General features: G+C 71.5%; 18 protein-coding genes. 11 read left to right on the top strand and 7 right to left on the bottom strand.

Annotation, left to right across the window (positions count from 1 at the left end):
• Positions 1 to 45 precede the first annotated feature (45 nt).
• Positions 46 to 1,221, bottom strand: a complete 1,176-nt coding sequence (locus tag ACFFXY_RS23090) for an ROK family transcriptional regulator (RefSeq protein ID WP_382356253.1) — start codon at positions 1,219 to 1,221, stop codon at positions 46 to 48.
• Positions 1,222 to 1,435: 214 nt separating this feature from the next.
• Between ACFFXY_RS23090 and ACFFXY_RS23095 the strand changes: the two genes are divergently transcribed.
• The 4 genes from ACFFXY_RS23095 to ACFFXY_RS23110 all read left to right on the top strand — a co-directional run bounded on the left by ACFFXY_RS23095 (position 1,436) and on the right by ACFFXY_RS23110 (position 6,417).
• Positions 1,436 to 2,848 carry an ABC transporter substrate-binding protein gene (locus tag ACFFXY_RS23095; RefSeq protein WP_382356255.1) on the top strand — a complete coding sequence of 471 codons (1,413 nt, stop codon included), beginning with the start codon at positions 1,436 to 1,438 and terminating at the stop codon, positions 2,846 to 2,848.
• A 116-nt stretch (positions 2,849 to 2,964) separates the two neighbouring features.
• The gene (locus ACFFXY_RS23100; RefSeq protein WP_382356257.1) at positions 2,965 to 3,945 is read left to right on the top strand and encodes a carbohydrate ABC transporter permease; all 981 of its coding nucleotides are present in this window, start codon (positions 2,965 to 2,967) and stop codon (positions 3,943 to 3,945) included.
• The gene (locus tag ACFFXY_RS23105) at positions 3,942 to 5,012 is read left to right on the top strand and encodes a carbohydrate ABC transporter permease (RefSeq protein ID WP_382356259.1); all 1,071 of its coding nucleotides are present in this window, start codon (positions 3,942 to 3,944) and stop codon (positions 5,010 to 5,012) included. Before ACFFXY_RS23100 ends, ACFFXY_RS23105 begins: the two co-directional genes overlap by 4 nt.
• A 55-nt stretch (positions 5,013 to 5,067) precedes the next feature.
• Positions 5,068 to 6,417: a GH1 family beta-glucosidase gene (locus tag ACFFXY_RS23110; protein ID WP_382356261.1), complete on the top strand. Its 1,350-nt coding sequence runs from the start codon at positions 5,068 to 5,070 to the stop codon at positions 6,415 to 6,417.
• Positions 6,418 to 6,470: 53 nt separating this feature from the next.
• Here the strand turns inward: ACFFXY_RS23110 and ACFFXY_RS23115 are convergent, their stop codons facing one another.
• On the bottom strand, positions 6,471 to 7,490 hold the full coding sequence (locus tag ACFFXY_RS23115) for a LacI family DNA-binding transcriptional regulator (protein ID WP_382356263.1): 1,020 nt from the start codon (positions 7,488 to 7,490) through the stop codon (positions 6,471 to 6,473).
• A 194-nt stretch (positions 7,491 to 7,684) separates the two neighbouring features.
• On the opposite strand from ACFFXY_RS23115, the gene ACFFXY_RS23120 reads away from it, so the two are divergent.
• From ACFFXY_RS23120 to ACFFXY_RS23140, 5 genes are all read left to right on the top strand, one after another.
• Positions 7,685 to 9,322, top strand: coding sequence for a glycoside hydrolase family 13 protein (locus ACFFXY_RS23120; protein WP_382356265.1), 1,638 nt, complete (start codon positions 7,685 to 7,687; stop codon positions 9,320 to 9,322).
• A 39-nt stretch (positions 9,323 to 9,361) separates the two neighbouring features.
• Positions 9,362 to 10,711, top strand: coding sequence for an ABC transporter substrate-binding protein (locus ACFFXY_RS23125; RefSeq protein WP_382356716.1), 1,350 nt, complete (start codon positions 9,362 to 9,364; stop codon positions 10,709 to 10,711).
• A gap of 18 nt (positions 10,712 to 10,729) precedes the next feature.
• Complete coding sequence (locus ACFFXY_RS23130) at positions 10,730 to 11,698, top strand: carbohydrate ABC transporter permease (RefSeq protein WP_382356267.1); 969 nt, start codon at positions 10,730 to 10,732, stop codon at positions 11,696 to 11,698.
• Positions 11,698 to 12,585, top strand: coding sequence for a carbohydrate ABC transporter permease (locus ACFFXY_RS23135; protein WP_382356269.1), 888 nt, complete (start codon positions 11,698 to 11,700; stop codon positions 12,583 to 12,585). Before ACFFXY_RS23130 ends, ACFFXY_RS23135 begins: the two co-directional genes overlap by 1 nt.
• Before the next feature lie 166 nt (positions 12,586 to 12,751).
• Entirely contained in the window at positions 12,752 to 14,023 is a 1,272-nt protein-coding gene (locus ACFFXY_RS23140; protein ID WP_382356271.1) for a ricin-type beta-trefoil lectin domain protein, read from the top strand.
• Positions 14,024 to 14,084: 61 nt separating this feature from the next.
• Here ACFFXY_RS23140 and ACFFXY_RS23145 read toward each other — a convergent pair whose 3' ends face one another.
• From ACFFXY_RS23145 to kdpF, 4 genes are read right to left on the bottom strand one after another with little or no spacing between them, the layout of a single operon-like run.
• Positions 14,085 to 15,008: a potassium-transporting ATPase subunit C gene (locus tag ACFFXY_RS23145; RefSeq protein WP_382356273.1), complete on the bottom strand. Its 924-nt coding sequence runs from the start codon at positions 15,006 to 15,008 to the stop codon at positions 14,085 to 14,087.
• Positions 15,009 to 17,147, bottom strand: a complete 2,139-nt coding sequence (kdpB, locus tag ACFFXY_RS23150) for a potassium-transporting ATPase subunit KdpB (protein WP_382356275.1) — start codon at positions 17,145 to 17,147, stop codon at positions 15,009 to 15,011.
• Between the two features lie 12 nt (positions 17,148 to 17,159).
• Positions 17,160 to 18,821, bottom strand: coding sequence for a potassium-transporting ATPase subunit KdpA (gene kdpA, locus ACFFXY_RS23155; RefSeq protein WP_382356277.1), 1,662 nt, complete (start codon positions 18,819 to 18,821; stop codon positions 17,160 to 17,162).
• Positions 18,821 to 18,910 (bottom strand): K(+)-transporting ATPase subunit F, encoded by a 90-nt coding sequence (gene kdpF, locus ACFFXY_RS23160; RefSeq protein ID WP_112136207.1) that lies wholly within the window; start codon positions 18,908 to 18,910, stop codon positions 18,821 to 18,823. The genes kdpA and kdpF overlap by 1 nt, the downstream gene beginning before the upstream one ends.
• A gap of 414 nt (positions 18,911 to 19,324) precedes the next feature.
• Between kdpF and ACFFXY_RS23165 the strand changes: the two genes are divergently transcribed.
• Positions 19,325 to 20,908 carry an alpha/beta hydrolase gene (locus ACFFXY_RS23165; protein ID WP_382356280.1) on the top strand — a complete coding sequence of 528 codons (1,584 nt, stop codon included), beginning with the start codon at positions 19,325 to 19,327 and terminating at the stop codon, positions 20,906 to 20,908.
• Between the two features lie 213 nt (positions 20,909 to 21,121).
• Complete coding sequence (locus ACFFXY_RS23170; RefSeq protein ID WP_382356718.1) at positions 21,122 to 21,955, top strand: undecaprenyl-diphosphate phosphatase; 834 nt, start codon at positions 21,122 to 21,124, stop codon at positions 21,953 to 21,955.
• 55 nt (positions 21,956 to 22,010) lie between these two features.
• On the opposite strand, the gene ACFFXY_RS23175 is transcribed toward ACFFXY_RS23170, so the two are convergent.
• Positions 22,011 to 22,940 (bottom strand): DMT family transporter, encoded by a 930-nt coding sequence (locus ACFFXY_RS23175; protein ID WP_382356282.1) that lies wholly within the window; start codon positions 22,938 to 22,940, stop codon positions 22,011 to 22,013.
• Positions 22,941 to 23,006 lie beyond the last annotated feature (66 nt).

Genomic DNA, 23,006 nt, shown 5'->3' on the forward strand with positions numbered 1-23,006 from the left:
CCACAGCGGCCGTCAAGAACGCGTCAAAGGTGTCAGGACGCGTGTTCAGGCGCCGCCGAGGAACTGCGCGATGACGGGGGTGGCGGCGCCTTTGGCGACGGCGTCGGGGCCGAGGAGCCCGGGGGCGATGCGGGCGGTCGCGAAGGGCTGCTTGAGGGCGTATTCGCCGGTGGCGGCGGTGATGTCGGCGAGGCGGCGGGCGGCGAGGAGGTGCCCGGCCCAGCCGCCGATGACGACGAGTTCGGGGTTGAAGAGGTTGAGGAGGTCGGCGAGCCCGGCCCCGAGGTAGCGGACGGTCTCGTCGATCACGTCGGCCGCGGCGGGGTCGTCGAGGAGCCGCTCCAGTGCGGCCTCCTCGCCGCCGCCGAGGTCCACGGCCCCGGTGGCGGCGAGGAACCGGTCGAGGACGCCCTCGGCGCCGACGTACGCCTCCAGGCAGCCGCGGGAGCCGCACCGGCAGCGGCGCCCGTCCACGCGCATCGTGGTGTGGCCCCACTCCCCGGCGCTGGACCCGGCGCCGCGGTAGAGGGCGCCGTCGGCGACGACGCAGGAGCCGACGCCGGAGCCGATGAGCGCGATGATCGCGTTCGAGGCGCCCTTCCCGGCCCCGAACCACAACTCGGCCTGGCCCATGGTCATCGCGCCGTTCTCGACGTGCACCGGGAGGGGGCCGAGGCGCTCGGCCAGCAGCCGCCCCAAGGGGACCGCGTCCCACCCGAACGCCTGGGCGTGGACGATCCCGTCGGGCCCGTACTCGACGATGCCGGGCATGCCGACGCCGACGCCGAGCACCGGGACGCCCCCGGCGGCGGCGAGGACCTCCTCCACGCCGGCGGCGATCCGGTCGATGACGGTGGCCGGGTCGTGGCGGCCCGCTTCGAGCTCGTACTTGGCGGCGGCCCGGGGGTCGAGCTTGAGGTCGAGGAGCTCGACCTGCACGTGGGTCTCGCCGACGTCGACGCCGACGACGAGCGCGTGCCCGGGGTCCACTTCGAGCAGGATGTGGGGCCTGCCGCCGTCGGAGTCGACCTTCCCGGCCTCGCGCACGATCCCCTCGCTGATGAGCTCGGTGGTGACGTTGGAGACGGTGGCGGTGCTCAGGTCGGTGGCGGGGGCGAGGTCCCGGCGGGTGAGCGGCCCCTCGAAGTACAGCGTCCGCAGCAGGCGCATCCGGTTGCCGAGCTTGAGGTCGCGGGTCGTCATCCGCTTGGGGCGTTCCATCTGTCCACCAGTCCGTGTCGTTACCCGTCCGGGACCATGCCGTTATTGCGGGGAGATTGACGGCACGGGTCGTTCTACTTAATCTAAGTCTTAACAGTAAGTCGTAGACCTACTGGTCCAGCCTACATCCGGGCCCCAGCCCAGCGTTGCAAGGACCGTTTCATCATCCCCTCCCGGCCGCCGGCGTCCCCCGCGGCCGCAGCAAGGAGCACCCATGAGGACCACACCTCCCCACCGCCGACGCGGCGCGGCGGTCGCCAAGGCCGCCGCCCTGGGCGGCACCGCACTCCTCCTCGCCTCCGCATGCCTCGACGGCGGCGGCTCCAGCGCCTCCGACAAAGTCGAGATCCGCTGGTTCGTCGGCATGGGTGCGGGCTCGGACGCCCCGACCATCCCCGCCCAGGAGGCGATCGTCGAGGAGTTCAACGCCTCCCAGGACGACATCGAACTCGTCCTGGAGATCGTCGACGCCGACCAGGCCCCCAACATCCTCTCCACCCAGATCGCCACCGGCGACGCCCCCGACATCGTCGGCCCCATGGGCATCCGCGGCCGCTCCACCTTCCCCGGCGCCTGGCTCGACCTCACCCCGTACATCGAGGAGGCCGACTACGACCTCACCGACTTCGACCCCGCCCTGGTCGACTTCTACCGCATCGAGGAGGAGGGCCAGATCGGCCTGCCCTTCGCGGTCTTCCCCTCGTTCCTCTACATCAACCTCGACCTGTTCGACGAGGCCGGACTGCCCTACCCGCCCCAGGAGTACGGCGCCCCCTACATCGACGCCGACGGCGCCGAGCACGTCTGGGACATCGCCACGATGACCGAGCTCGCCAAGCAGCTCACCGTCGACGCCGAGGGCAACGACGCCACCAGCCCCGACTTCGACCCCGCCAACATCGTCCAGTTCGGCTTCGGCAACATCTTCGCCGACATCCGCGCCCAGTCCACCCTCTTCGGCGCCGGGTCCCTCGTGGACGCCGACGGCAACGCCCAGATCCCGCCGAACTGGGCCGAGGCCCAGCAGTGGTACTACGACGGCATGTGGACCGACCACTTCATCCCCAACGGCCCCTACGGCGACTCCGACATGCTCAACGCCGGGTCCTGGTTCGAGTCCGGCAACCTCGCCATGGGCAACACCCACCTGTGGTACGCCACCTGCTGCATGGCCGGGTTCGAGGGCACCTGGGACACCGCCGCCGTCCCCTCCTACGACGGCGCCACCACCGCGAAGCTCCACGCCGACACGTTCTCCATCACCAAGAACACCGACCACCCCGACGAGGCGTTCGACGTCCTCACCTACCTCATCGGCGACGCCGCCGAGGACCTCACCCAGACCTACGGCGGCATGCCCGCCCGCATCAGCCTCCAGGACGGCTACTTCGAGCGCGTCGGCGCCGCCAACTTCGAAGGCCAGGACATCAACTGGGACACCGCCGTCGAAGGCATGACCTACGTCGACAACCCCTCCCACGAGGGCGGCATGCCGAACTTCCTCGAATCCGAGGCGGTCCTCGCCGAGTACGCCACCAGGTTCAACCAGGAGGACGGCCTCGACATCCCCACCGAGCTCGCCGCCCTCCAAGCCGACCTGCAAGCGGTCTTCGACGCCGCCGAGTAGCCCTATCCCGGGCCCGGTCCAGACCCCCGGGCCCCCTCCCCGCCGGGCGGGCGGCACCCGCCCGCCCGGCACCCCCCGACCGCACTCTTCAACCCCGCCTTCCGAAAGGCCCACCCATGTCCGGTCTCACCGACGCGGCCCCCGCCGCGCGGCGGCGCGGCGCCCGCCCCAAACGGCCCGCCGGGCCCATGCAGCGCCGCGAAGCACGCTGGGGCTACTTCTTCATCAGCCCCTGGATCATCGGCTTCCTGCTGTTCTCGGCCGTCCCCATCGGCGCCTCGCTCGTCTTCTCCACCCTCGACTTCCAGCTCACCGACCCCGGCGCCACCAGCTTCGCGGGCACCTCCAACTGGGAACGCGCCCTCGCCGACCCCGACACCTGGACCTCCCTGGCCGCCACGTTCCGCTTCACGGTCCTGTTCCTGCCCCTGAGCATGGTCGTGGCCCTCGGCCTGGCGCTCCTGCTCAACTCCAAGCACCTGCGCGCCACCGCGTTCTTCCGCCTGCTGTTCTACGCGCCCTCGATGATCCCGCTCGTCGCCGGCGTCCTCATCTGGCAGCAGGTCCTCAACCCCCAGACCGGCTGGGTCAACCGGATCATCGGCCTCACCGGCGTCCACGCCACCGGCACCGACGGCATCCGCTGGTTCGACAACCCGGTCCTGGTCCTCTTCGCGTTCAGCTTCATCGGCCTGTGGGGCATCGGCAAGTCCATGGTCGTCAACCTCGCCGGACTCCAGGGCATCCCCACCGAGCTGTACGAGGCCGCCGAGATCGACGGGGCCGGATGGTGGCGGCGCCTGCGCAGCGTCACCCTCCCGCTGCTGTCGCCGATCATCTTCTTCAACCTCGTCATCGACTCGGTCGCGATCCTCCAGTACTTCGTCGTCCCCTGGGTCCTCTTCGGCGCCACCGGCCGCCCCGACGGCGCCAGCCGCTTCCTGCTCGTGAACTTCTACCAGCAGGCGTTCGTCTTCGGCGACATGGGCTACGGCGCCGCCCTGGCCTGGATCATCTTCATCGTCGTCGCCGTCCTCACGGGCGTGCTCTTCGGCACCTCCCGCTACTGGGTCCACTACGGAACGGAGCGCTCGTGACCACCGAGGCCAAGCAGCCCACCGAGAACGCCCTGCTCCGCAGGCGCCGCGGCACCCTCCTCACCCTCTGCACCACCCTCGGCGCGCTCCTGCTCGCCGCGGTGTTCCTCATGCCCCTGGGATACGGCGTCGCCACCTCCCTCAAGGACAAGGACGGCGTCTCCGACCCCAACACCGGGGTCCTCCCCGTCTCCGCGCTCACCTTCGAGTACGAAGGCGAGGAGCACGACGTCTACGCCGTCCCCATGCCCGACGGCACCACCCGCGACCTCGCCCTCATCGAGCCCGGCCGCGAGTCCAGCGTCTTCGTCGACCCCGACGACCCCGGCGCCGGCCCCATCGAATGGGAGGGCCGCTGGCGCACCCTCGACGCCGTCTCCGGCCTCGACCCCCAGTGGGGCAACTACACCGAGGCCTGGAACACCATCTCGTTCCTGCGCCTGACCGGCTGGACCCTCATGTACGCGCTGGTGAGCATGGCCTTCACCGTGGCCTCCTCCGCATGGGTCGCCTACGGCTTCGCCCGGTTCCGCTTCCCCGGCCGCGGCGTCCTCTTCGGCCTCCTCATGGCCACGATCCTCCTGCCCCCGGCGGTCACCCTCGTCCCCAAGTACGCGGTGTTCCTCCAGATGGGCTGGGTCGGCACCTACCTGCCGCTCATCGTCCCGCAGCTGTTCGCCAACGCCTTCAACGTGTTCCTGCTGCGCCAGTACTTCCTGACGATCCCCAGAGAGCTCGAAGAGGCCGCCCGCATCGACGGCGCCGGACCGATCCGCACGTTCCTGCGCGTCATCGTCCCGCAGTCGATCCCCGCCCTGACGGCCGTGAGCCTCTTCCACTTCTTCTACGCCTGGAACGACTTCTTCGAGCCGCTGCTCTACCTCGCCGGGAACCGCGACATCGTCCCCATCGGCGTGGGCCTGAGCTACTTCAGCGGCGTCTACAACTCCGAGCCCCACCTCATCCTCGCCGCCTCGCTCCTGGCGCTGGCCCTGCCCGTCGCGATCTTCCTCGCGGCGCAGAAGGTCTTCGTGCAGGGGATCGTCGTCACCGGAGTCGACAAGTGAGCGGTCGACAAGTGAGGCACCGCGCGGCAACGCACCGACACCCAAGGAGCAGCACATGACCAGTCCCTTCCCCGACGGCTTCCTGTGGGGCGCCTCGACCGCGGCCTACCAGATCGAGGGCGCCGCCGCCGAGGGCGGCCGCGGGCCGTCCATCTGGGACACCTTCGCCGCGACCCCCGGCAAGGTGAAGAACGGCGACACCGGCGAGACCGCCTGCGACCACTACCACCGCTGGCGCGAGGACTTCGCGATCGCCGCCGACCTCGGCCTCAAGGCGTACCGCCTCTCGGTCTCGTGGTCCCGCCTCCAGCCGACCGGGCGCGGCGACCTCAACCCCGAGGCCGTCGCGTTCTACCGGGAGCTCCTGGCCGACCTGCGCGCCAAGGGCATCCGCTCGGCGGTCACCCTCTACCACTGGGACCTCCCGCAGGTCCTCGAAGACGAGGGCGGGTGGCCCGAGCGCTCCACCGCCGAGTGCTTCGGCGACTACGCGGCCCGCACCGCGCGGGCCCTGGGCGACCTCGTGGACGAGTGGATCCCGATCAACGAGGCGTGGTGCGCGGCCTTCCTGGGCTACCACGCGGGCGTCCACGCCCCCGGCCGCCAGGACCGGACCGCGGCCCTGCGCGCGGCCCACCACCTCAACGTCGCCCACGGCCTCGCCGTGGCGGCCCTGCGCGAGCACGCCCCCGCGGGCAAGGTCGGCTCGGCGGTCATCCTCACCGACATCGAGGCCGCCTCCGACCGGCCCGAGGACGTGGAGGCCGCGCGGCTGTCCGACGGCGGCGGCAACCGGCTCTTCCTCGACCCGCTGTTCCGCGGCGCCTACCCCGAGGACATGCTCGCCCACTTCGCGCCCACCGGCGCGTTCGACGCGGTCCTGCCCGGCGACATGGAGTCGATCAGCGCGCCCCTGGACTTCGTGGGCGTCAACCACTACCACCGGTTCGTCGTGGAGGCCGACCCCTCGGACACGCACCTGGGCAACCGGTCCCTGCCCCCGGCGAACCCGGTCACCGGGTTCGGCTGGGAGATCCACCCCGAGAGCCTGCGCCGGGTCCTCACCCGCCTGTCCGACGAGTACACGGGCCTGCCGGTGTACATCACCGAGTCGGGCGCGTCCTTCGAGGACGCGGTGGCCGCGGACGGCACGGTGGACGACGCCGACCGCGTCGCCTACCTCGACGGTTACATGAGCGCCGCGGGGCGGGCGATCGAGCAGGGCGTCAACCTCCGGGGGTACTTCGTGTGGTCCCTGCTCGACAACTTCGAGTGGGGCGAGGGCTACTCCAAGCGCTTCGGCCTCGTGCGCGTGGACTACGACACGCAGCAGCGCACCCCCAAGCGCAGCGCCGAGTGGTACCGGGGCGTCATCGCCTCCAACGGCGCGTCCCTGGGCGGCTGACCCGCCGAGTCTCCCGGCCCGCGGCCCTTGCCGGGCGCCGCGGGCCGGGCACGTCAGGGCGGGGGACCGGCGGTGCCCCGCTCGATCAGGGCCACGTCCAATGAGACGGCCTGCGCGGGCCGCGGGCCGCCCGCGAGGCGGTCCATCATGAGCCGGACCGCCTCGGCGGCCTTCCCCGGGAGGTCCTGCGCCACGGTCGTCAGCTTCGGGGTCACGAGCGCGGCGAGGTCGGCGTTGTCGTAGCCGACGACCGAGACGTCCCCGGGCACCGAGCGGCCCTCGGCCGCGAGCCCCTCGATGAGCCCGATCGCGAGGATGTCGGCGGTGGTGAACACCGCGGTCACCTCCGGGTGGTCGGCGGCCAGGCGCCGCCCGTACGCGAACCCGCCCGCATGCGTGGTCTCCACTTCGGACACCAGCGCCGGGTCGAGCGCGATCCCGTGCTCCTCCAGGACCTGCCGGTACCCCTCGAAGCGCTGGTGGACCACGCCGGTGTCGGCGAAGGCGGGCCCGGCGAAGGCGATGCGCCGGTGCCCCAGGCCCGCCAGGTGGCGGGTGGCCAGGACCGCGCCGCCGAAGTCGTCGGAGCGGACCTCCATGGCCAGGGGGTTGGCCGAGTAGGAGTCCATGGCGACCAGGGCCACGTCCCCGACGTCGGCGGCGTCGAGCCGGTCGATCTCGATGTCGTTGAAGCCCAGCAGGACCGCGCCGTCCAGGTGCCAGGACCGCAGGGCCTCGGTGATCTCGCCGCGGCGGGAGATCCCGCGCAGCATCAGGTGGTAGTCGAGGCGGCGCAGCTCGCGCTCCAGCATGCCGACGACCTCGACGGTGTGCGGGTCGATCGTCAGGCTCGACTCGCCCACGGCGGGCACGAGCAGCCCCACCAGGCGCGAGGAGCGGGCCGCGAGGCTGCGCGCCGAGGCGCTGGGGACGTACCCGCGGTCCTTGACGATCCGCATGATCCGCTCGCGCGTGGCCGCCGAGACCCTCGCCTGCTTCCCGTTGACCACGTTGGACACGGTCATGAGGCTGACGCCTGCCTCCGCCGCGATGTCCTTCAGCGTGACGCCCAAGGGGGCTCCTCTCCATCAGGCGAGCGGTTACCGGACACCCGCCGTTGACAAGTCTGACACCCGTCGTCTACGCTACCGACCAAGGTATAGCGCTAAACCTAGCATGTGCTGGGCTTCCACCGCGTACTGACCCCTGCCTTCGGCGCGCCCGCGCGCGCCCCGACCGCGCCCCCGACCCACGGAACGGACCCACCTTGCACGAGCGACAGCAGCCCGCCCCCGCCCCCGAGTGGTGGCGCAACGCGGTGATCTACCAGGTCTACCCGCGCAGCTTCGCGGACGCCGACGGCGACGGCACCGGCGACCTCGCCGGGGTCCGCGACCGCCTGCCCTACCTCGCCGCCCTCGGCGTCGACGCGCTGTGGTTCACCCCCTGGTACCGCTCGCCGCAGGCCGACGGCGGCTACGACGTGGCCGACTACCGCCAGATCGACCCCGCGTTCGGGACCCTCGCCGACGCCGAGGTCCTCATCCAGGACGCCCTCGCGCTCGGCATCCGCACCATCGTGGACGTCGTCCCCAACCACATCTCCTCAGAGCACCCCTGGTTCCAGGAGGCCCTCGCCGCGGCCCCCGGCGACCCGGCCCGCGACCGCTTCTGGTTCCGCGACGGCAAGGGCGAGCACGGCGAGGAACTGCCCACGAACTGGGTCTCCAGCTTCGCGGGCGAGACCTGGACCCGCACCACCGGCCCCGACGGGGAGCCCGGCCAGTGGTACCTGCACCTGTTCACCCCCGAGCAGCCCGACCTCAACTGGAACCACCCCGACGTCGCCGCCGAGCACGAGGCGGTCCTGCGGTTCTGGTACGACCGCGGCGTCGCGGGCGTGCGCATCGACTCGGCCGCCATGCTCGCCAAGGACCCCGAGCTGCCCGACCTCCCCGAGCGCCACGGCCCCGGCGGGCACCCGCACAACGACCGCGACGAGGTCCACGACGTCTACCGCCGCTGGCGCAAGATCGCCGACTCCTACGACGAGCCCCGGCTCCTCGTCGGCGAGGTCTGGCTGGAGGACACCGAGCGGTTCGTCCGCTACCTGCGCGACGACGAGATGCACACCGCCTTCAACTTCGACTTCATGTCCCGCCCCTGGGACGAGTCGGCCATCCGCGACTCGATCGAGGCCACTTTCGCCGCTCACGCCGCGGTCACCGCGCCCGCCACCTGGGTCCTGTCCAACCACGACGTCACCCGGCCCGTCACCCGCTACGGCCGCGAGGACTCCTCGTTCTCCTTCGCCGCCAAGCGGTTCGGCATCCCCGTGGACCTGGAGCTGGGCGCCCGCCGCGCCCGCGCCGCCGCCCTCCTCACCGCCGCCCTCCCCGGCGTCCTCTACATCTACCAGGGCGACGAACTGGGCCTGCCCGAAGTCGAGGACCTCCCCGAGGGCGCCCGCGAGGACCCCATGCACTTCCGCTCCGGCGGCACCGACCCCGGCCGCGACGGCTGCCGCGTCCCCCTCCCGTGGACCCCCGAGGCCCCCGCCTTCGGCTTCAACACCACCGGGACCACCGCGTGGATGCCCCAGCCCCCGTGGTGGGGCGCGCACGCCGCCGCCCTCCAGGAGACCGACCCGGACTCCTTCCTCGCCCTCTACCGCGCCGCGATCCGCCTGCGCCGCACCGAGCCCGCCCTCCAGGGCCCCGACTTCGCCTGGGACGACACCCCGCCCGGCACCCTCGCCTTCACCAGAGGCGCCGACGTCCGCTGCGTCGTCAACTTCGGCGCCGACCCCGTCGACCTGCCCGCCGACACCGGGGTGCTGCTCGCCAGCGCCCCGCTCGAAGACGGCCGCCTCCCCGGCGACGCCGCCGCTTGGCTGCGGGCCTGACAACCCCTCCGCAACAACAGGAACCAACTAGGAGCAATGATGCAGACCTCTCGCACCGCAGCCGCCGTGGCGGCCGCCGCCCTCACCGTCGCGGGCCTCGCCGCCTGCTCGGACGACGGCCCCGACGACGGCAAGACCCACATCACCGTCACCATCGACGCCGGGCTGGAGCAGCCCGCCATCGACGCGTTCAACGCCCGCGTCGAGCAGTTCGAGGACGCCAACCCCGACATCGACGTGGAGACCCAGGAGTACACCTGGACCGCCGGGACCTTCACCGCCCAGCTCGCGGGCGGCACCCTCCCCGACGTGTTCGTCATCCCCTTCACCGACGGGCGCGGCCTCATCGAGCGCGGCCAGATCGCCGACATCTCCGCCTACACCGCCGAACTGCCCTACCGCGACGCGTTCAACCCGAACATCGCCGCCGCCGGGGAGGACGCCGACGGGAACCTGTGGGCCGTCCCGATCGCCGCCTACGGCCAAGGGCTCCACTACAACCGCACCCTCTTCGCCGCGGCCGGGCTCGACCCCGACGCCCCGCCGACCACATGGGCCGAGATCCAGACCGCCGCGAAGGCCATCAGCGAGGCCACCGGCGAGGCCGGGTACTCGGTGATGACCAACGGCAACACCGGCGGGTGGATCCTCACCACCGTCGTCGACGCCCTCGGCGGGCGCACCGAGGACGCCGGGACCGCCACCATCGACACCCCGCAGATGCGCGAGGCCCTCGCCCAGCTCCAGGCCATGCGCTGGGACGACGACTCCATGGGCGACACCCTCCAGTACGACTGGGCGGGCATCAACCAGGACTTCGCCGCGGGCCGCATCGGCATGTACGTCTCCGGCGGCGGCAACTACGGGAACCTGTTCACCCAGAACGGCCTCAACCCCGACGACTACGGCCTCACCGTCCTCCCGCTCGCCGACTCGCCCGACGCCGGGGTCCTCGGCGGCGGCACCCTCGCCGCCGTCAGCCCGAACGCCGAGGCCGCCGAGCAGGAGGCCGCGGTCGCCTGGATCGACTTCTACTACATGGAGAAGCTCACCGACCAGGACGCGGCCGTCGCCGACGCCGAGGTGAAAGCCGAGACCGGCCAGCCCGTCGGCGCCCCCGAACTGCCCGTGTTCGACCAGGCCACCTACGACGAGCAGCAGTCCTGGATCGCCGAGTACGTCAACGTCCCCGTCGAGCAGATGGCCCCCTACACCTCCCAGGTGTTCGCCCAGCCGCTCGTCAACGAGCCCGTCACCGCCACCCAGGAGGTCTACGCCGTCCTCGACACCGTCGTCCAGTCCATCCTCACCGACGAGAACGCCGACGTCGACGCGCTCCTGGAGACGGCCCAGGCCGACGCCCAGGCCGCCATGGACGCCGCCGCGTAACCCGGAAGCACCCGACACATGACCACCACCGACACCCGCGCCGCCGGTGTCGCGGACACCCAGGCCGGGCCGCCTCGCGCGGCCCGGCCGGGCCGACCGCGCGCCCGCCTCGCCCGCGCCCGCTCCGGACTCCACACGCTCGTGTTCCTGGCGCCCATGCTCGTCGTCTTCGGCGCGTTCTCCTGGCTCCCCATCGGACGCGCCGTCGTCATGAGCTTCCAGCGCACCAACCTCGTCACCGACCCCGTGTTCGTCGGCTTCGCGAACTTCCAGCAGGTCTTCGCCGACCCGCAGCTGTGGACCGCCGTCCAGAACACCGGGTACTTCGCGCTCCTGGCCCTGGTCTTCGGCTACCCCGTGCCCCTGGTCGCCGCGATCCTCATGAGCGAGGTCCGCAAGGCCCGCGGCCTGTTCTCCGCGCTCGCCTACCTGCCCGTGGTCGTCCCGCCCGTCGTGGCCGTCCTGCTGTGGAAGCTGTTCTACGACGCCGGCGAGGACGGCGTGTTCAACACCGTCCTGTCCTGGTTCGGCATCGGCCCGGTCGCCTGGCTCCAGGACGCCCAGATCGTCATGCCCTCCCTGGTCCTCGAAGCCACGTGGGCCGCCGCGGGCGGCACCGTCATCATCTACCTCGCCGCCCTCGTCGGCGTCGACCCCAGCCTCTACGAGGCCGCCGAGATCGACGGCGCGGGCGTGTGGCGCAAGCTCTGGCACATCACCCTCCCGCAGCTGCGCGGCGTCCTGCTCATCACCTTCATCCTCCAGATCATCGGCACCGCCCAGGTGTTCCTGGAGCCGTTCCTGTTCACCGACGGCGGCCCCGCCAACCGGACCCTGACGCTGCTGCTGCTCATCTACCGGTACGCGTTCACCAACTCCCTCGGCGGCGACTACGGCGCCGCGGCCGCCCTGAGCCTCATGCTCGCCGTGCTCCTCGCCGGGTTCTCCATGCTGTACTTCCGCCTCACCAGGAAATGGAGCAGCTGATGGCAGGCACCACCGACCGGGGCCTCCTCGCCCCCACCGACTGGAAGCGCCCCGGCGTCCGCTGGTCCGCGCGCCTCCTCCACGGCGCCCTCCTCGCCGGCCTCGCCGTCGCCGGGCTCGGCCCGATGCTGTGGCTCGCCAAGGCCGCCGTCACCCCCACGCAGGACACCCTGCGCCACCCGATGTCCCTGTGGCCCAACGGCATCGACCTCGCCAATTTGACCGAGGCGTGGACCCGCGTCGAGATCGACAAGTACTTCTTCAACACGATCGCGCTCGCCGCCGGGTCCTGGGCCGTGCAGCTCCTGGTCGCCGCCACCGGCGGCTACGCCCTCGCCGTCCTGCGCCCCCGCCTGGGCCGCTACATATCCGGCGCGGTCCTGGCGACCCTGTTCGTCCCCAGCGTCGTCCTCCTCGTCCCACTGTACCTGACGATCCTCGACCCGCCCGTGGTCGGCGCCTCCATGCTGAACACGTTCTGGGCCGTGTGGCTCCCCGCCGGGGCCAACGCCTTCAACGTCCTGCTCATGCAAAGGTTCTTCGCGAACCTCCCCAGGGAGATCTTCGAGGCCGCCCGCGTGGACGGGGCCGGGCCCTACCGCCTGTTCTGGTCGATCGTGCTGCCCATGTCCCGCCCGGTCATCGGCGTCGTCTCGGTCTTCGCGGTCATCGCGTCCTGGAAGGACTTCCTGTGGCCGATGCTGGTCCTGCCGGACCCGGCCCTCCAGCCCCTGTCGGTGCGCCTGCCCGCGCTCCAGCAGTTCGTGGAGCTCGACGTGTTCCTCGCGGCGCTGGCGATCTCCTCGCTGATCCCGATCGCGCTGTTCCTGGTGTTCCAGCGCCTGTTCCTCTCCAGCGCCGGGCTCGGCGGCGCCGTCAAGGGCTGAGTCGAGGGCGGGGGAGCACCTCCCCGCCCTCACTCTGCGTGTCCCGCTTGCCCTATTGACAATGGTCTATCCCGATGTTAAAAAGATAGGACTATTTAGAGAGAGCGCTCTCTCAGTGTAGTCCCGCTGTGACGCGCGCTCCTCCACGGAACGAGAGGACGCCTCCGTGAGACCACCCCGAGTCCGCAGACCCATCCGCAGGGCCCTCGCGATCGCCACCGCCGTCGTCGCGGCGGCCACCGCGACGACGATCGGCGTCGTCGCCGCGGGCGCCTCCGAGCCCTACGAGCCGCAGATCCAAGAGCAGGTCTCCGCCCAGGCGCTGACCTGGAGCGACGAGTTCAACGCCGCCGCCGGGACCGCGCCGAACTCCGCGAAGTGGAACTTCGACACCGGCGGCGGGGGCTGGGGCAACAACGAGCACCAGTACTACACCAACTCCACGTCGAACGCCGCCCACGACGGCAACGGCAACATGGTCATCACCGCCCGCAAGGAGAACCCGGCCAACTACCAGTGCTGGTACGGGACCTGCCAGTACACTTCGGCGCGGCTGCTCACCCAGGGCAAGTTCACGCAGGCGTACGGCACGTTCGAGGCGCGCATCCAGATCCCGCGGGGCCAGGGCATCTGGCCCGCGTTCTGGATGCTCGGCGACGACATCGGCTCGGTCGGGTGGCCGCAGTCCGGCGAGATCGACATCATGGAGAACGTCGGCTTCGAGCCGAACTCGGTGCACGGCACCCTCCACGGCCCCGGCTACTCCGGCGGCGCCGGCCCCAGCGGCACCTACACGATCGGCGAGCCGTTCGCGAACGGCTTCCACACCTTCGCCGTGAACTGGTCCCCGAACTCCATCTCGTGGTCGGTCGACGGCGTCACCTACCAGACCAAGACCACCGCGGACATCGGCGGCAACGAGTGGGTGTTCGACCACCCGTTCTTCATGATCCTGAACGTCGCGGTGGGCGGCAACTGGCCGGGCTACCCCGACGGTTCGACGCAGTTCCCGCAGACGATGAAGATCGACTACGTGCGCGTCTACTCCGGGTCGGCCTCCTCGGGCGGGGCGATCACCGGCCTGGCCGGGAAGTGCCTCGACGTGGAGGCCTCGGGGACCGCCGACGGCACCCCGGTGCAGCTCTACACCTGCAACGGCACCAACGCCCAGAAGTGGACCACGCCCGGCGACGGGACGCTCCGCGCGCTCGGCAAGTGCCTGGACGTCAAGGGCGGCGGCACCGCGGACGGGACGGTGGTGCAACTGTGGACCTGCAACGGCACGGCCGCCCAGCAGTGGGCGTTCTCATCGGCGAACGACATCGTCAATCCACAGGCGAACAAGTGCCTGGACGTGCCGTGGGCGAACTCCGCGGACGGCACGAACCTCCAGATCGTGACGTGCAGCGGCAACGCGGCCCAGAAGTGGTTCCGCTGACCTGACGCACGATGAAGGGCCGGAGGGGATCCGCGTTCCCTCCGGCCCTTCCCCTGTCCCGCTAGGAGACCGGGTACCGCTCGTCGAGCGCGAGGTTGAGCTCGACGACGTTCACCGCCGGGTCGCCCATGAACCCGAGGAACCGCCCGGTCGTGTGCTCCTCGACCAGGGCCGCCACGTCCGCCTCGCTCGCGCCGCGCTCGGCCGCGACGCGCGCGGTCTGGAGCTCGGCGTAGGCGGGGGAGATGTGCGGGTCGAGCCCGGAGCCCGAGGCGGTGACCGCGTCGGCGGGGACGGCCGGGTCGGCCGGGGCGCCGCCCTCGACGGGCGTGACGACCGCCGAGGCGTAGTCCGCGCCGTACTCGGCGCACTCGACCTGCACGCCTTCGTACTCGGCCAGGAACGGGGCCGCGACGGCGCCGCACTCCTCGTTCAGGCTCACGACCCGGACCACCTCGCCCGCGGTGCCCCCGGAGTAGAACACCCCCAGGACCGCGCCGACCGCCGAGTCCCCGGAGTCGGCGCAGTAGGGCCGCGAGCCGTCCACGCCCTCACGGGCGCCGACCTCGAAGGACCGCTCGCACACCTGCGTCAGGAGGCTCTTGGACGCGTTCGCGTCGCCGTCCCACCCGAGTGCGGGGTCCGGCAGCGAGTCCACGACGTCCTCGGGCCCCAGGTTCGAGGCGCCGGAGACCAGCGGGTCGTAGTCGCCGGCCTCCCCGGCGGCCATCGACGGGCGCGACTGGAAGTACTCCAGGAGCGCGGCCCCGTCCTCGCCGGTGAAGGACTGCCCGATGAGGGAGGAGCCGACGACGTTCCCGGCCTCGTCGTAGATGAGCGACCCCTCGGCCTTGTCGTCCAGGCCGGGGAGCTGCGCCACCGCGAGGACGGTGAGCGGGTAGAGGACGCCGGTGATCGCCGTGAGCACCAGCAGCGCGCGGAGCGCGGCGAGGTGGTGTGCGAGCCAGCGGGGAAGGCGTGCCATTTATGCCACTCCGGGAATCAGTGCGACCGCGAGGTCGATGAGTTTGATGCCGATGAACGGCGAGACGATGCCCCCGAGCCCGTAGACCCACAGGTTCCGGCGCAGCAGCGCCGAAGCGGACCCGGGCTTGTAGCCGACGCCCTTGAGCGCCAGGGGGACCAGCGCGATGATGACCAGCGCGTTGAACACCACCGCCGAGATGATCGCCGACTCCGGGCTGGCCAGGCGCATGATGTTGAGCGCGTCCAGGCCCGGGTAGATCACGGCGAAGATCGCCGGGATGATCGCGAAGTACTTCGCGATGTCGTTGGCGATCGAGAACGTCGTCAACGCCCCGCGCGTCATCAAGAGCTGCTTGCCGATCGCGACGATCTCGATGAGCTTGGTCGGGTCCGAGTCGAGGTCGACCATGTTCCCGGCCTCTTTGGCCGCCGAGGTGCCGGTGTTCATCGCCACGCCCACGTCGGCCGCGGCGAGCGCGGGCGCGTCGTTGGTGCCGTCGCCGGTCATGGCGACCATGCGCCCGGCCTCCTGCTCGCCCTTGATGAGCGCCATCTTGTCCTCGGGCTTGGCCTCGGCGAGGAAGTCGTCCACGCCCGCCTCGGCCGCGATGGCCCGCGCGGTGCGCGGGTTGTCTCCGGTGACCATGACGGTGCGGATGCCCATGGCGCGCAGCCGTGCGAAGCGCTCGGCCATGCCCTCCTTGACGACGTCCTTGAGGTAGACCACCCCGAGGACCCGCGCGGCCTCGCCGTCGCGGTGCTCGGCGACCACGAGCGGCGTGCCGCCCTCGCCGGACACCCGGTCCACCAGCTCCCCGACCCGCGGGTCGGGGTCCCCGCCGGAGGCGCGGACCCAGTCCACGACCTGCGCGGCCGCGCCCTTGCGGATGCGGTGCACTCCGGCCTCCTCGGCCAGGTCCACACCCGACATGCGGGTCTGCGCGGTGAACTCGATCCACTCGGCGTGCGACAGCTCCCCGGTGGTGCGCTCGCGCAGCCCGTGGGCCTCCTTGGCGTACACCACGATCGAGCGCCCCTCAGGGGTCTCGTCGGCGAGACTCGACAACTGCGCGGCGTCGGTGAGCCGCTTGTCCGCCACACCGGGCACCGCAAGGAACTCGGAGGCGCGCCGGTTGCCGTACGTGATCGTGCCGGTCTTGTCCAGCAGCAGCGTGTCCACGTCGCCCGCGGCCTCCACGGCCCGCCCGGACATCGCGAGCACGTTGCGCTGCACCAGCCGGTCCATCCCTGCGATCCCGATGGCGCTCAGCAGCGCCCCGATCGTGGTCGGGATGAGGCACACCAGGAGCGACACCAGGACGATCCCGGTGACGCCGTTCCCGTCGAGCACCGCGCTGTCGGGCGCGGCGGCCATGTAGTCCTTGGAGAAGACCGCGACCGGCTGCATCGTCACCACCGCCAGCACGAAGATGATCGTCATCGCCGACAGCAGGATGTTCAGGGCGATCTCGTTCGGCGTCTTGCGCCGCTCCGAGCCCTCCACGAGCGCGATCATGCGGTCCAGGAACGACCGGCCCGGCTCAGCGGTGATCTTCACGACGACCCAGTCCGACAGGACCTTCGTGCCGCCCATGACCGCGCACCGGTCCCCGCCGGACTCGCGGATCACCGGCGCGGACTCGCCGGTGATCGCCGACTCGTCCACGCTCGCGATACCGGTGACGACGTCCCCGTCACCGGGGATCGTCTGGCCCGCCTCCACGAGCACGTAGTCGCCGCGCACCAACTCCGGCGCCGGGACCTCGTACGTCTCCACCCCGGGGGAGGAGATCGCCGGGTCCTGCTTCGCGAGCTTCCTCGCAACCGTGTCGGTCTTCGCCTTGCGCAGGCTGTCGGCCTGCGCCTTGCCGCGGCCCTCGGCGATCGCCTCGGCCGCGTTCGCGAACAGCACCGTCAGCCACAGCCACACGGTGATCAGCCACGCGAACACGCTCGGATCGACGATCGCGAGCACCGTCGTGAACACGGCCCCGATCTCGACGATGAACATGACCGGGTTGCGCCACATCCGGCGCGGGTCCAGTTTGCGCAGCGCCGACGGGGCGGACTTCACCCACTGCCCGGGGTCGAGCAGACCGCCCCGGACCTTCGGCGCCACAGTGGTCATTGCAGACATTGCGGGCATCTCCTATTGCAGCCCTTCGGCCAGCGGGCCGAGGGCGAGGACGGGGAGGAAGGTCAGCGCGACGAGGACGAGCGTCACGCCCACGACCATGCCGACGAACAGGGGCCGGTGCGTCGGGAGCGTGCCGGCCGAGGCCGGCACCGGCTTCTGCCTCGCCAGCGACCCGGCCAGCGCCAGGACCAGGACGATCGGCACGAACCGGCCCAGCAGCATGCACAAGCCCAGCGCGGTGTTGAACCACGGCGTGTTCGCGCCGAACCCGCCGAACGCCGACCCGTTGTTGTTCGACGCCGACGTGAACGCGTACAGCAGCTCCGAGAGCCCGTGCGGCCCCGCCTCCTGCATCGAGTCGAGATTGGACGGCAGGAGGAACGCCGTCGCCACGCCGACCAGCAGCAGCGCCGGGGTCACCAGGAAGTACATGCTCGCGAGCTTGATCTCCCGCGCCCCGATCTTCTTCCCCAGGTACTCCGGGGTCCGCCCGACCATGAGCCCGGCCACGAACACCGTGATCACCGCGAGCACGAGGATGCCGTACAGCCCGCCGCCGACGCCGCCGGGCGCGACCTCCCCGAACATCATGTTCAGGATCAGGACGCCGCCGCCCAGCGAGGTGAACGAGTCGTGGAACGAGTTGACCGCGCCGGTCGAGGTGAGCGTCGTCGCCGCGGCGAACAGGCTCGAATCCCCGACGCCGAAACGGACCTCCTTGCCCTCCATGGCCGCCGCGACCGCCTGCGGCACCGTCCCGTTCGCGAGGGACTCGAAGCCGAACACGGCCGTGACCGAGGCGAGCGCCAGCACCGACATGACCGCGACGATCGCGTACCCCTGCCGGTCGTCCCCGACGATGCGCCCGAACACGCGCGGCATCGACACCGGGATCGCCAGCAGCAGGTAGATCTCGATGAAGTTCGTCCACGAGGTCGGGTTCTCGAACGGGTGCGCCGAGTTCGCGTTGTAGAACCCGCCGCCGTTCGTCCCCAGCTCCTTGATCGCCTCCTGGCTCGCGACCAGGCCGCCGGTGATCGACTGCGTGTCGCCGGCCGCGGTCGCCGCCTGCGTCACGTCGGTCAGGTTCTGCACCACGCCGCCCAGGACCAGGACGATCGCGCCGAGCGTCGCGATCGGCAGCAGCACCCACAGGGTGATCCGGGTCAGGTCGACCCAGAAGTTCCCCAGCTTGTCGGTGGCCCTGCGCGCGAACCCGCGCACCAGCACCACCGCCACCGAGATGCCCACGGCCGCGGACACGAAGTTCTGCACCGCCAACCCCGCGGCCTGCACCAAGTGGCCCATCGTGGACTCGCCCGAGTACGCCTGCCAGTTCGTGTTCGTCACGAAGCTGACGGCGGTGTTCCACGAGACGTACGGGTCCACGCCCGGGAAGCCCAGGCTCAGCGGCAGGAACTCCTGGAGCCGCAGGAACCCGTACAGGAAGAGGACGCTCACAGCCGAGAACGCGAGCACGCTCTTGGCGTACCCCGCCCAGCTCTGCTCGGTGCCCGGCCGGGCACCGACGACGCGGTAGATCCCGCGCTCGACCCGGTAGTGGCGCTCCCGCGCCACGACCCGGAAGATGTAGTCGCCGAGCGGCTTGTAGGTCGCGGCGAGCGCGACGGTCATCGCGGCGATGAAGACGACGCCCGCGGTGGTGGGGCCCATCAGAAGCGCTCCGGTTTCAGCAGGGCGATCACCAGGTAGACCCCGATGAGGACGGCGAGGACGAGGCCGATGGCGTTGACGGCGCTCACAGCTTCTCCACCGCCTTCACGAGCAGGCCCAGGGCGATGAAGCACACCGCCGTCAGAGCCAGGTAGGCGAGATCGGGCATCGGTTCCTTCTTCTCAGGAGGGGGCGCGGCCGGCGCCGCGCCGCCGGGACGGGGAAGCGCCCGGCGGAACCGAGTCAACGCCCGCCCGCACCGATTGCACAGAGGACCTGACGGCTTCGCTACGTCCCGGCGCCCCTTCTTGACGAGCCGCTGACAGCGCCGCGCAGACCACCCATTCGGAGCCCATCACGCCAAACGGCCCAAATCCGGAAACCGGGGCCGTAGAGTCCTTCCCATCGGCGCCTGCCGCGGCCGTCCGACCCGGTTTCCTGCCATGCGACCAGGCCGGACGGCCGCGGCGAACCCAGCGCCCCGCATCCCCGAGGGAGTCCACATGAGGCGCACCGCCGTGCCCGCCGCCCTTGCCGTCCTCGCTTGCGCCGCGCTGGCGGCCTGCGGCGCGGACTACGCGGGGAACGGCTCCTCGAAGGCCCGGGCGGGCGTCGCCGACGTCCAGGAGCGCGTCACCAGCGTGGACTGGGAGGCGTGCGACCTCCAGGCGATGTTCCGGGGCCGCGAGCTCGACGCGGCGCAGGCCGCGTGGGCCGAGGCCCTCGAATGCGGCGCGATCAAGGTCCCGGTCGACTACGAGGACCCCGGCGGCCTCCAGGTGCACCTGGCGATGGTCCGCCACCCGGCCACCGCCGCCGACAAGACCGGGTCGCTCCTGGTCAACCCGGGCGGCCCCGGCGGCTCGGGGGTGGAGCTGGCCTCGCAGCCGTTCCTGCCCGACGCGGTGACCGCGGCCTTCGACGTGGTCGGCTTCGACCCGCGCGGGGTGGGCGCGAGCGCGAACCTCACGTGCGGTTCGGAGGACGCCTTCGACGCGGCCGTCACCGACGTGTACACCGCCGACCCGTCCGCGCTCACCGACGCCCAGACCGAGGCGCTGGAGACCGGCGCGAAGGACTTCTCCGGCGAGTGCGCCCAGGAGGAGGACCCGGTGTTCCTCGACAACATCGGGACCATGAACGTCGCCCGCGACATGGAGGTCATGCGCGCCGCCCTCGGCGACGACCAGCTCACCTACCTCGGGTACTCCTACGGCACCTACATCGGCCAGATGTACCTGTACCTCTACCCGCACAAAGTGCGCGCCATGGTCCTCGACGGGGTCATGCGCACCTCCGGGTCCGTGCTCGACGTCGCCGAGGGCCAGGCCGCCGGCTTCGAGACCGCCTGGCAGGACTTCGCCGCGTACTGCCTCACCGTCGAGGACTGCCCGCTGTCCTCGAAGGAGACCGCCGACGCCGAGCTGACCGCGATCCTCACGCGGGCGCAGGAGCGCGTCGGCGGGGAGCTCACCGTCGCCGCCATGCTCGACATGGTCGCCCAGAGCCTCTACTCCGAGGCCAAGTGGCCCGCGCTGGAGAAGGTCCTCGCCGGGGCCGCCGCCGGGACCCTGGAGCAGTTCGTGCAGGACCTCCAGGACCTCGCCGGGGACGAGGGCTCCTCGCGCCCGCTGCGCCTGCCGCCGATCCCGCTGCCGCGCCGCGACTCCGACGCCGACTTCTACGGCGTCCAGTGCGCCGACCGCGACAACCCCGGCCACTTCAGGGCCTACCGCGACTCCGCGGAGGCCGCGTACGGGAGCTCGGCGCTGTTCGGCGCGGGGATCTCCTGGAGCTACCTGCCGTGCGCGACCTGGCCCGCCGACGAGCCCAACCCCTCGAAGGTCGACGGCCGCGGGGCCGCGACCGCGGTCCTGGTCGGCAACACCGGGGACCCGGCGACCCCGTACGCGTGGGCCGAGTCGGCGGCCGCGGACCTCGACGACGCGGTCCTGGTCACCTACGAGGGCTCCGGGCACACCGCGTACGCCCTCGGCCACGAGTGCGTCGACGCCCCCGTCACGGCCTACCTGATCGGCCTCACCGTCCCCGAGCAGGGCCTGCGCTGCCCGCAGGAACTCGGCTGAGGCACCGCGCGATTACACTGTGGAGCGGCCGTCCGGCGCGTCTCACTCCCGGTCGTACACCGGTCGGTCACCCTGGTGCGTCTGGCAAGATGTCCCAGTCGCTCCGAGCGCCGCACGGCGTCGGGTGCGACGCCAGACCGTCGATGTGACGAAAGAAGCGCGAATGCACACTCTCCCCAGCACTGCTCGGACGGAGGCACCCGCATGGTCGACATGACCTGGTTCGAGGCGATCGTGCTCGGTGTCGTCCAGGGCCTGACCGAGATGCTGCCGGTGTCCTCCTCGGCCCACCTGCGGCTCACGTCGGCCCTGTTCTTCGAGGAGGACGCGGGGGCGTCGTTCACGGCGGTCACGCAGCTCGGCACCGAGACGGCGGTCCTGATCTACTTCTGGAAGGACATCGTCCGCATCCTGGTGGCCTGGTGGAAGGGCCTGTTCGACAAGGAGCTGCGCGGCGAGACCGACTACCGGCTCGGCTGGTACGTCATCATCGGGACGCTCCCGATCGTGTTCTTCGGCCTCATCTTCAAGGACGCGATCCGCGACGGCGCCCGCAACCTGTGGCTCGTGGCCTTCAGCCTCATCTTCTTCGGCCTGCTCCTGGCCCTCGCCGAGCTCGTGGGCCGCAAGACCCGCACCTGGGACGACTTCCGCATGAAGGACGGCCTCATCCTCGGCTTCGCCCAGGCCGGCGCCCTCATCCCCGGCGTCTCCCGCTCCGGCGGCACGATCACCGCGGGCCTGTTCATCGGCCTCGACCGCGCCGTCGCCGCGAGATACTCGTTCCTCCTGGCGATCCCGGCCGTGTTCGGCGCGGGCATCCTCAGCCTCGGCGACGTGTTCGAGCCCGCCACCGAGGGCTCGGTGCCCTCCGGCGCGCAGATGCTCGTGGCCACGGTCATCGCGTTCATCGTCGGCCTCGGCGCGGTCCACTGGATGCTCAAGTGGGTCGCCAAGCACTCGGTCTTCATCTTCGTGTGGTACCGCTGCCTCCTGGGCGTCGCCGTGGTCATCATGCTGGAGACGGGCTTCCTCTCGGCCACCTGAGCCTTGAGCGGAAGGGCCGGTCCGATCGGACCGGCCCTTCCCTGTGCCCTGCTCGCTAACCGCGCCGCGACTCGGCCGCCGCCAGGGCCGTGATGGAGCCCAAGAGGATCACCGAGCCCGCGACCGTCGCCGCCGTCAGCGGCTCGCCGAGCACCGTCACCGCCAGGACCGCGGCCGTGCACGGCTCGATGAGCATCATCACCGAGGCCGTCGCCGCCCGCACCCGGGCCGCGCCCGCGAAGTACAGCGGGTACGCCACGGCCGTGGTGAACACCGCCAGGTACGCCATGAGCGCCGCGCCCCGCCAGACGTCGCCGCCCTGGGGGAGGAGCCCCTCGAACCACGCGGGCGCCAGCAGCACGAGCGCGCCGACCCCGAAGGACCACAACGTGATCGTGAACGCGCCCTCGCCGCGCTGACCGGCGGACCGGCCCAGCAGCGTCACGCCCGCGTACCCCGCGGCCGACAGGACCGCCAGCCCCGCCCCGGCCGGGTCGACGCTCGCGTCGCCCCCGACGAGGACCGCGAGGCCCGCGACGGCCCCGGCCACGGCGAGGAGCCCGCCGCGCCCGAGCCGCTCGCCCAGCCAGATGCGCGCGCCGAACGCGGTGAGGACCGGCCCCGACCCGAGCGTCAGGAGCGTCGCGACGGCCACGCCGGTGGCCTCCACCGACGCGAAGTAGGCGGTCTGGAACACCGCCATGCCGACCCCGGCGCCCACGAGGCGCCCCAGGCGGCCCCGCAGCGGGCGCGCCTCGCGCCGCTTCGCAGGCCGCCGGAGCGCGCAGAACGCGCCGAGCAGGACCAGGCCGCCGAGGTGGCGCCAGAACGAGACGGCCATGGGCCCGATGTCGGTGGCCGCGTAGATCAGGTCGGCGGCCGCGCCGGTGGTACCCCAGGCGAGGCCGGTGAGCGTGAGGAACGCGAGCCCGCGCCGGGCCGACCCGGTAGCCGGGCGCGCTTGAGCGACAGTGACAGTGGACATGTGTCCTCCAGAGGAGAGTCGTGGGAAGGTCTCTCGTCTGCGGGCACGTCACCGGAACGCGACCGG

The organism is Glycomyces mayteni, from assembly GCF_042428885.1.
GTDB classification, from domain to species: domain Bacteria; phylum Actinomycetota; class Actinomycetes; order Mycobacteriales; family Micromonosporaceae; genus Glycomyces; species Glycomyces mayteni.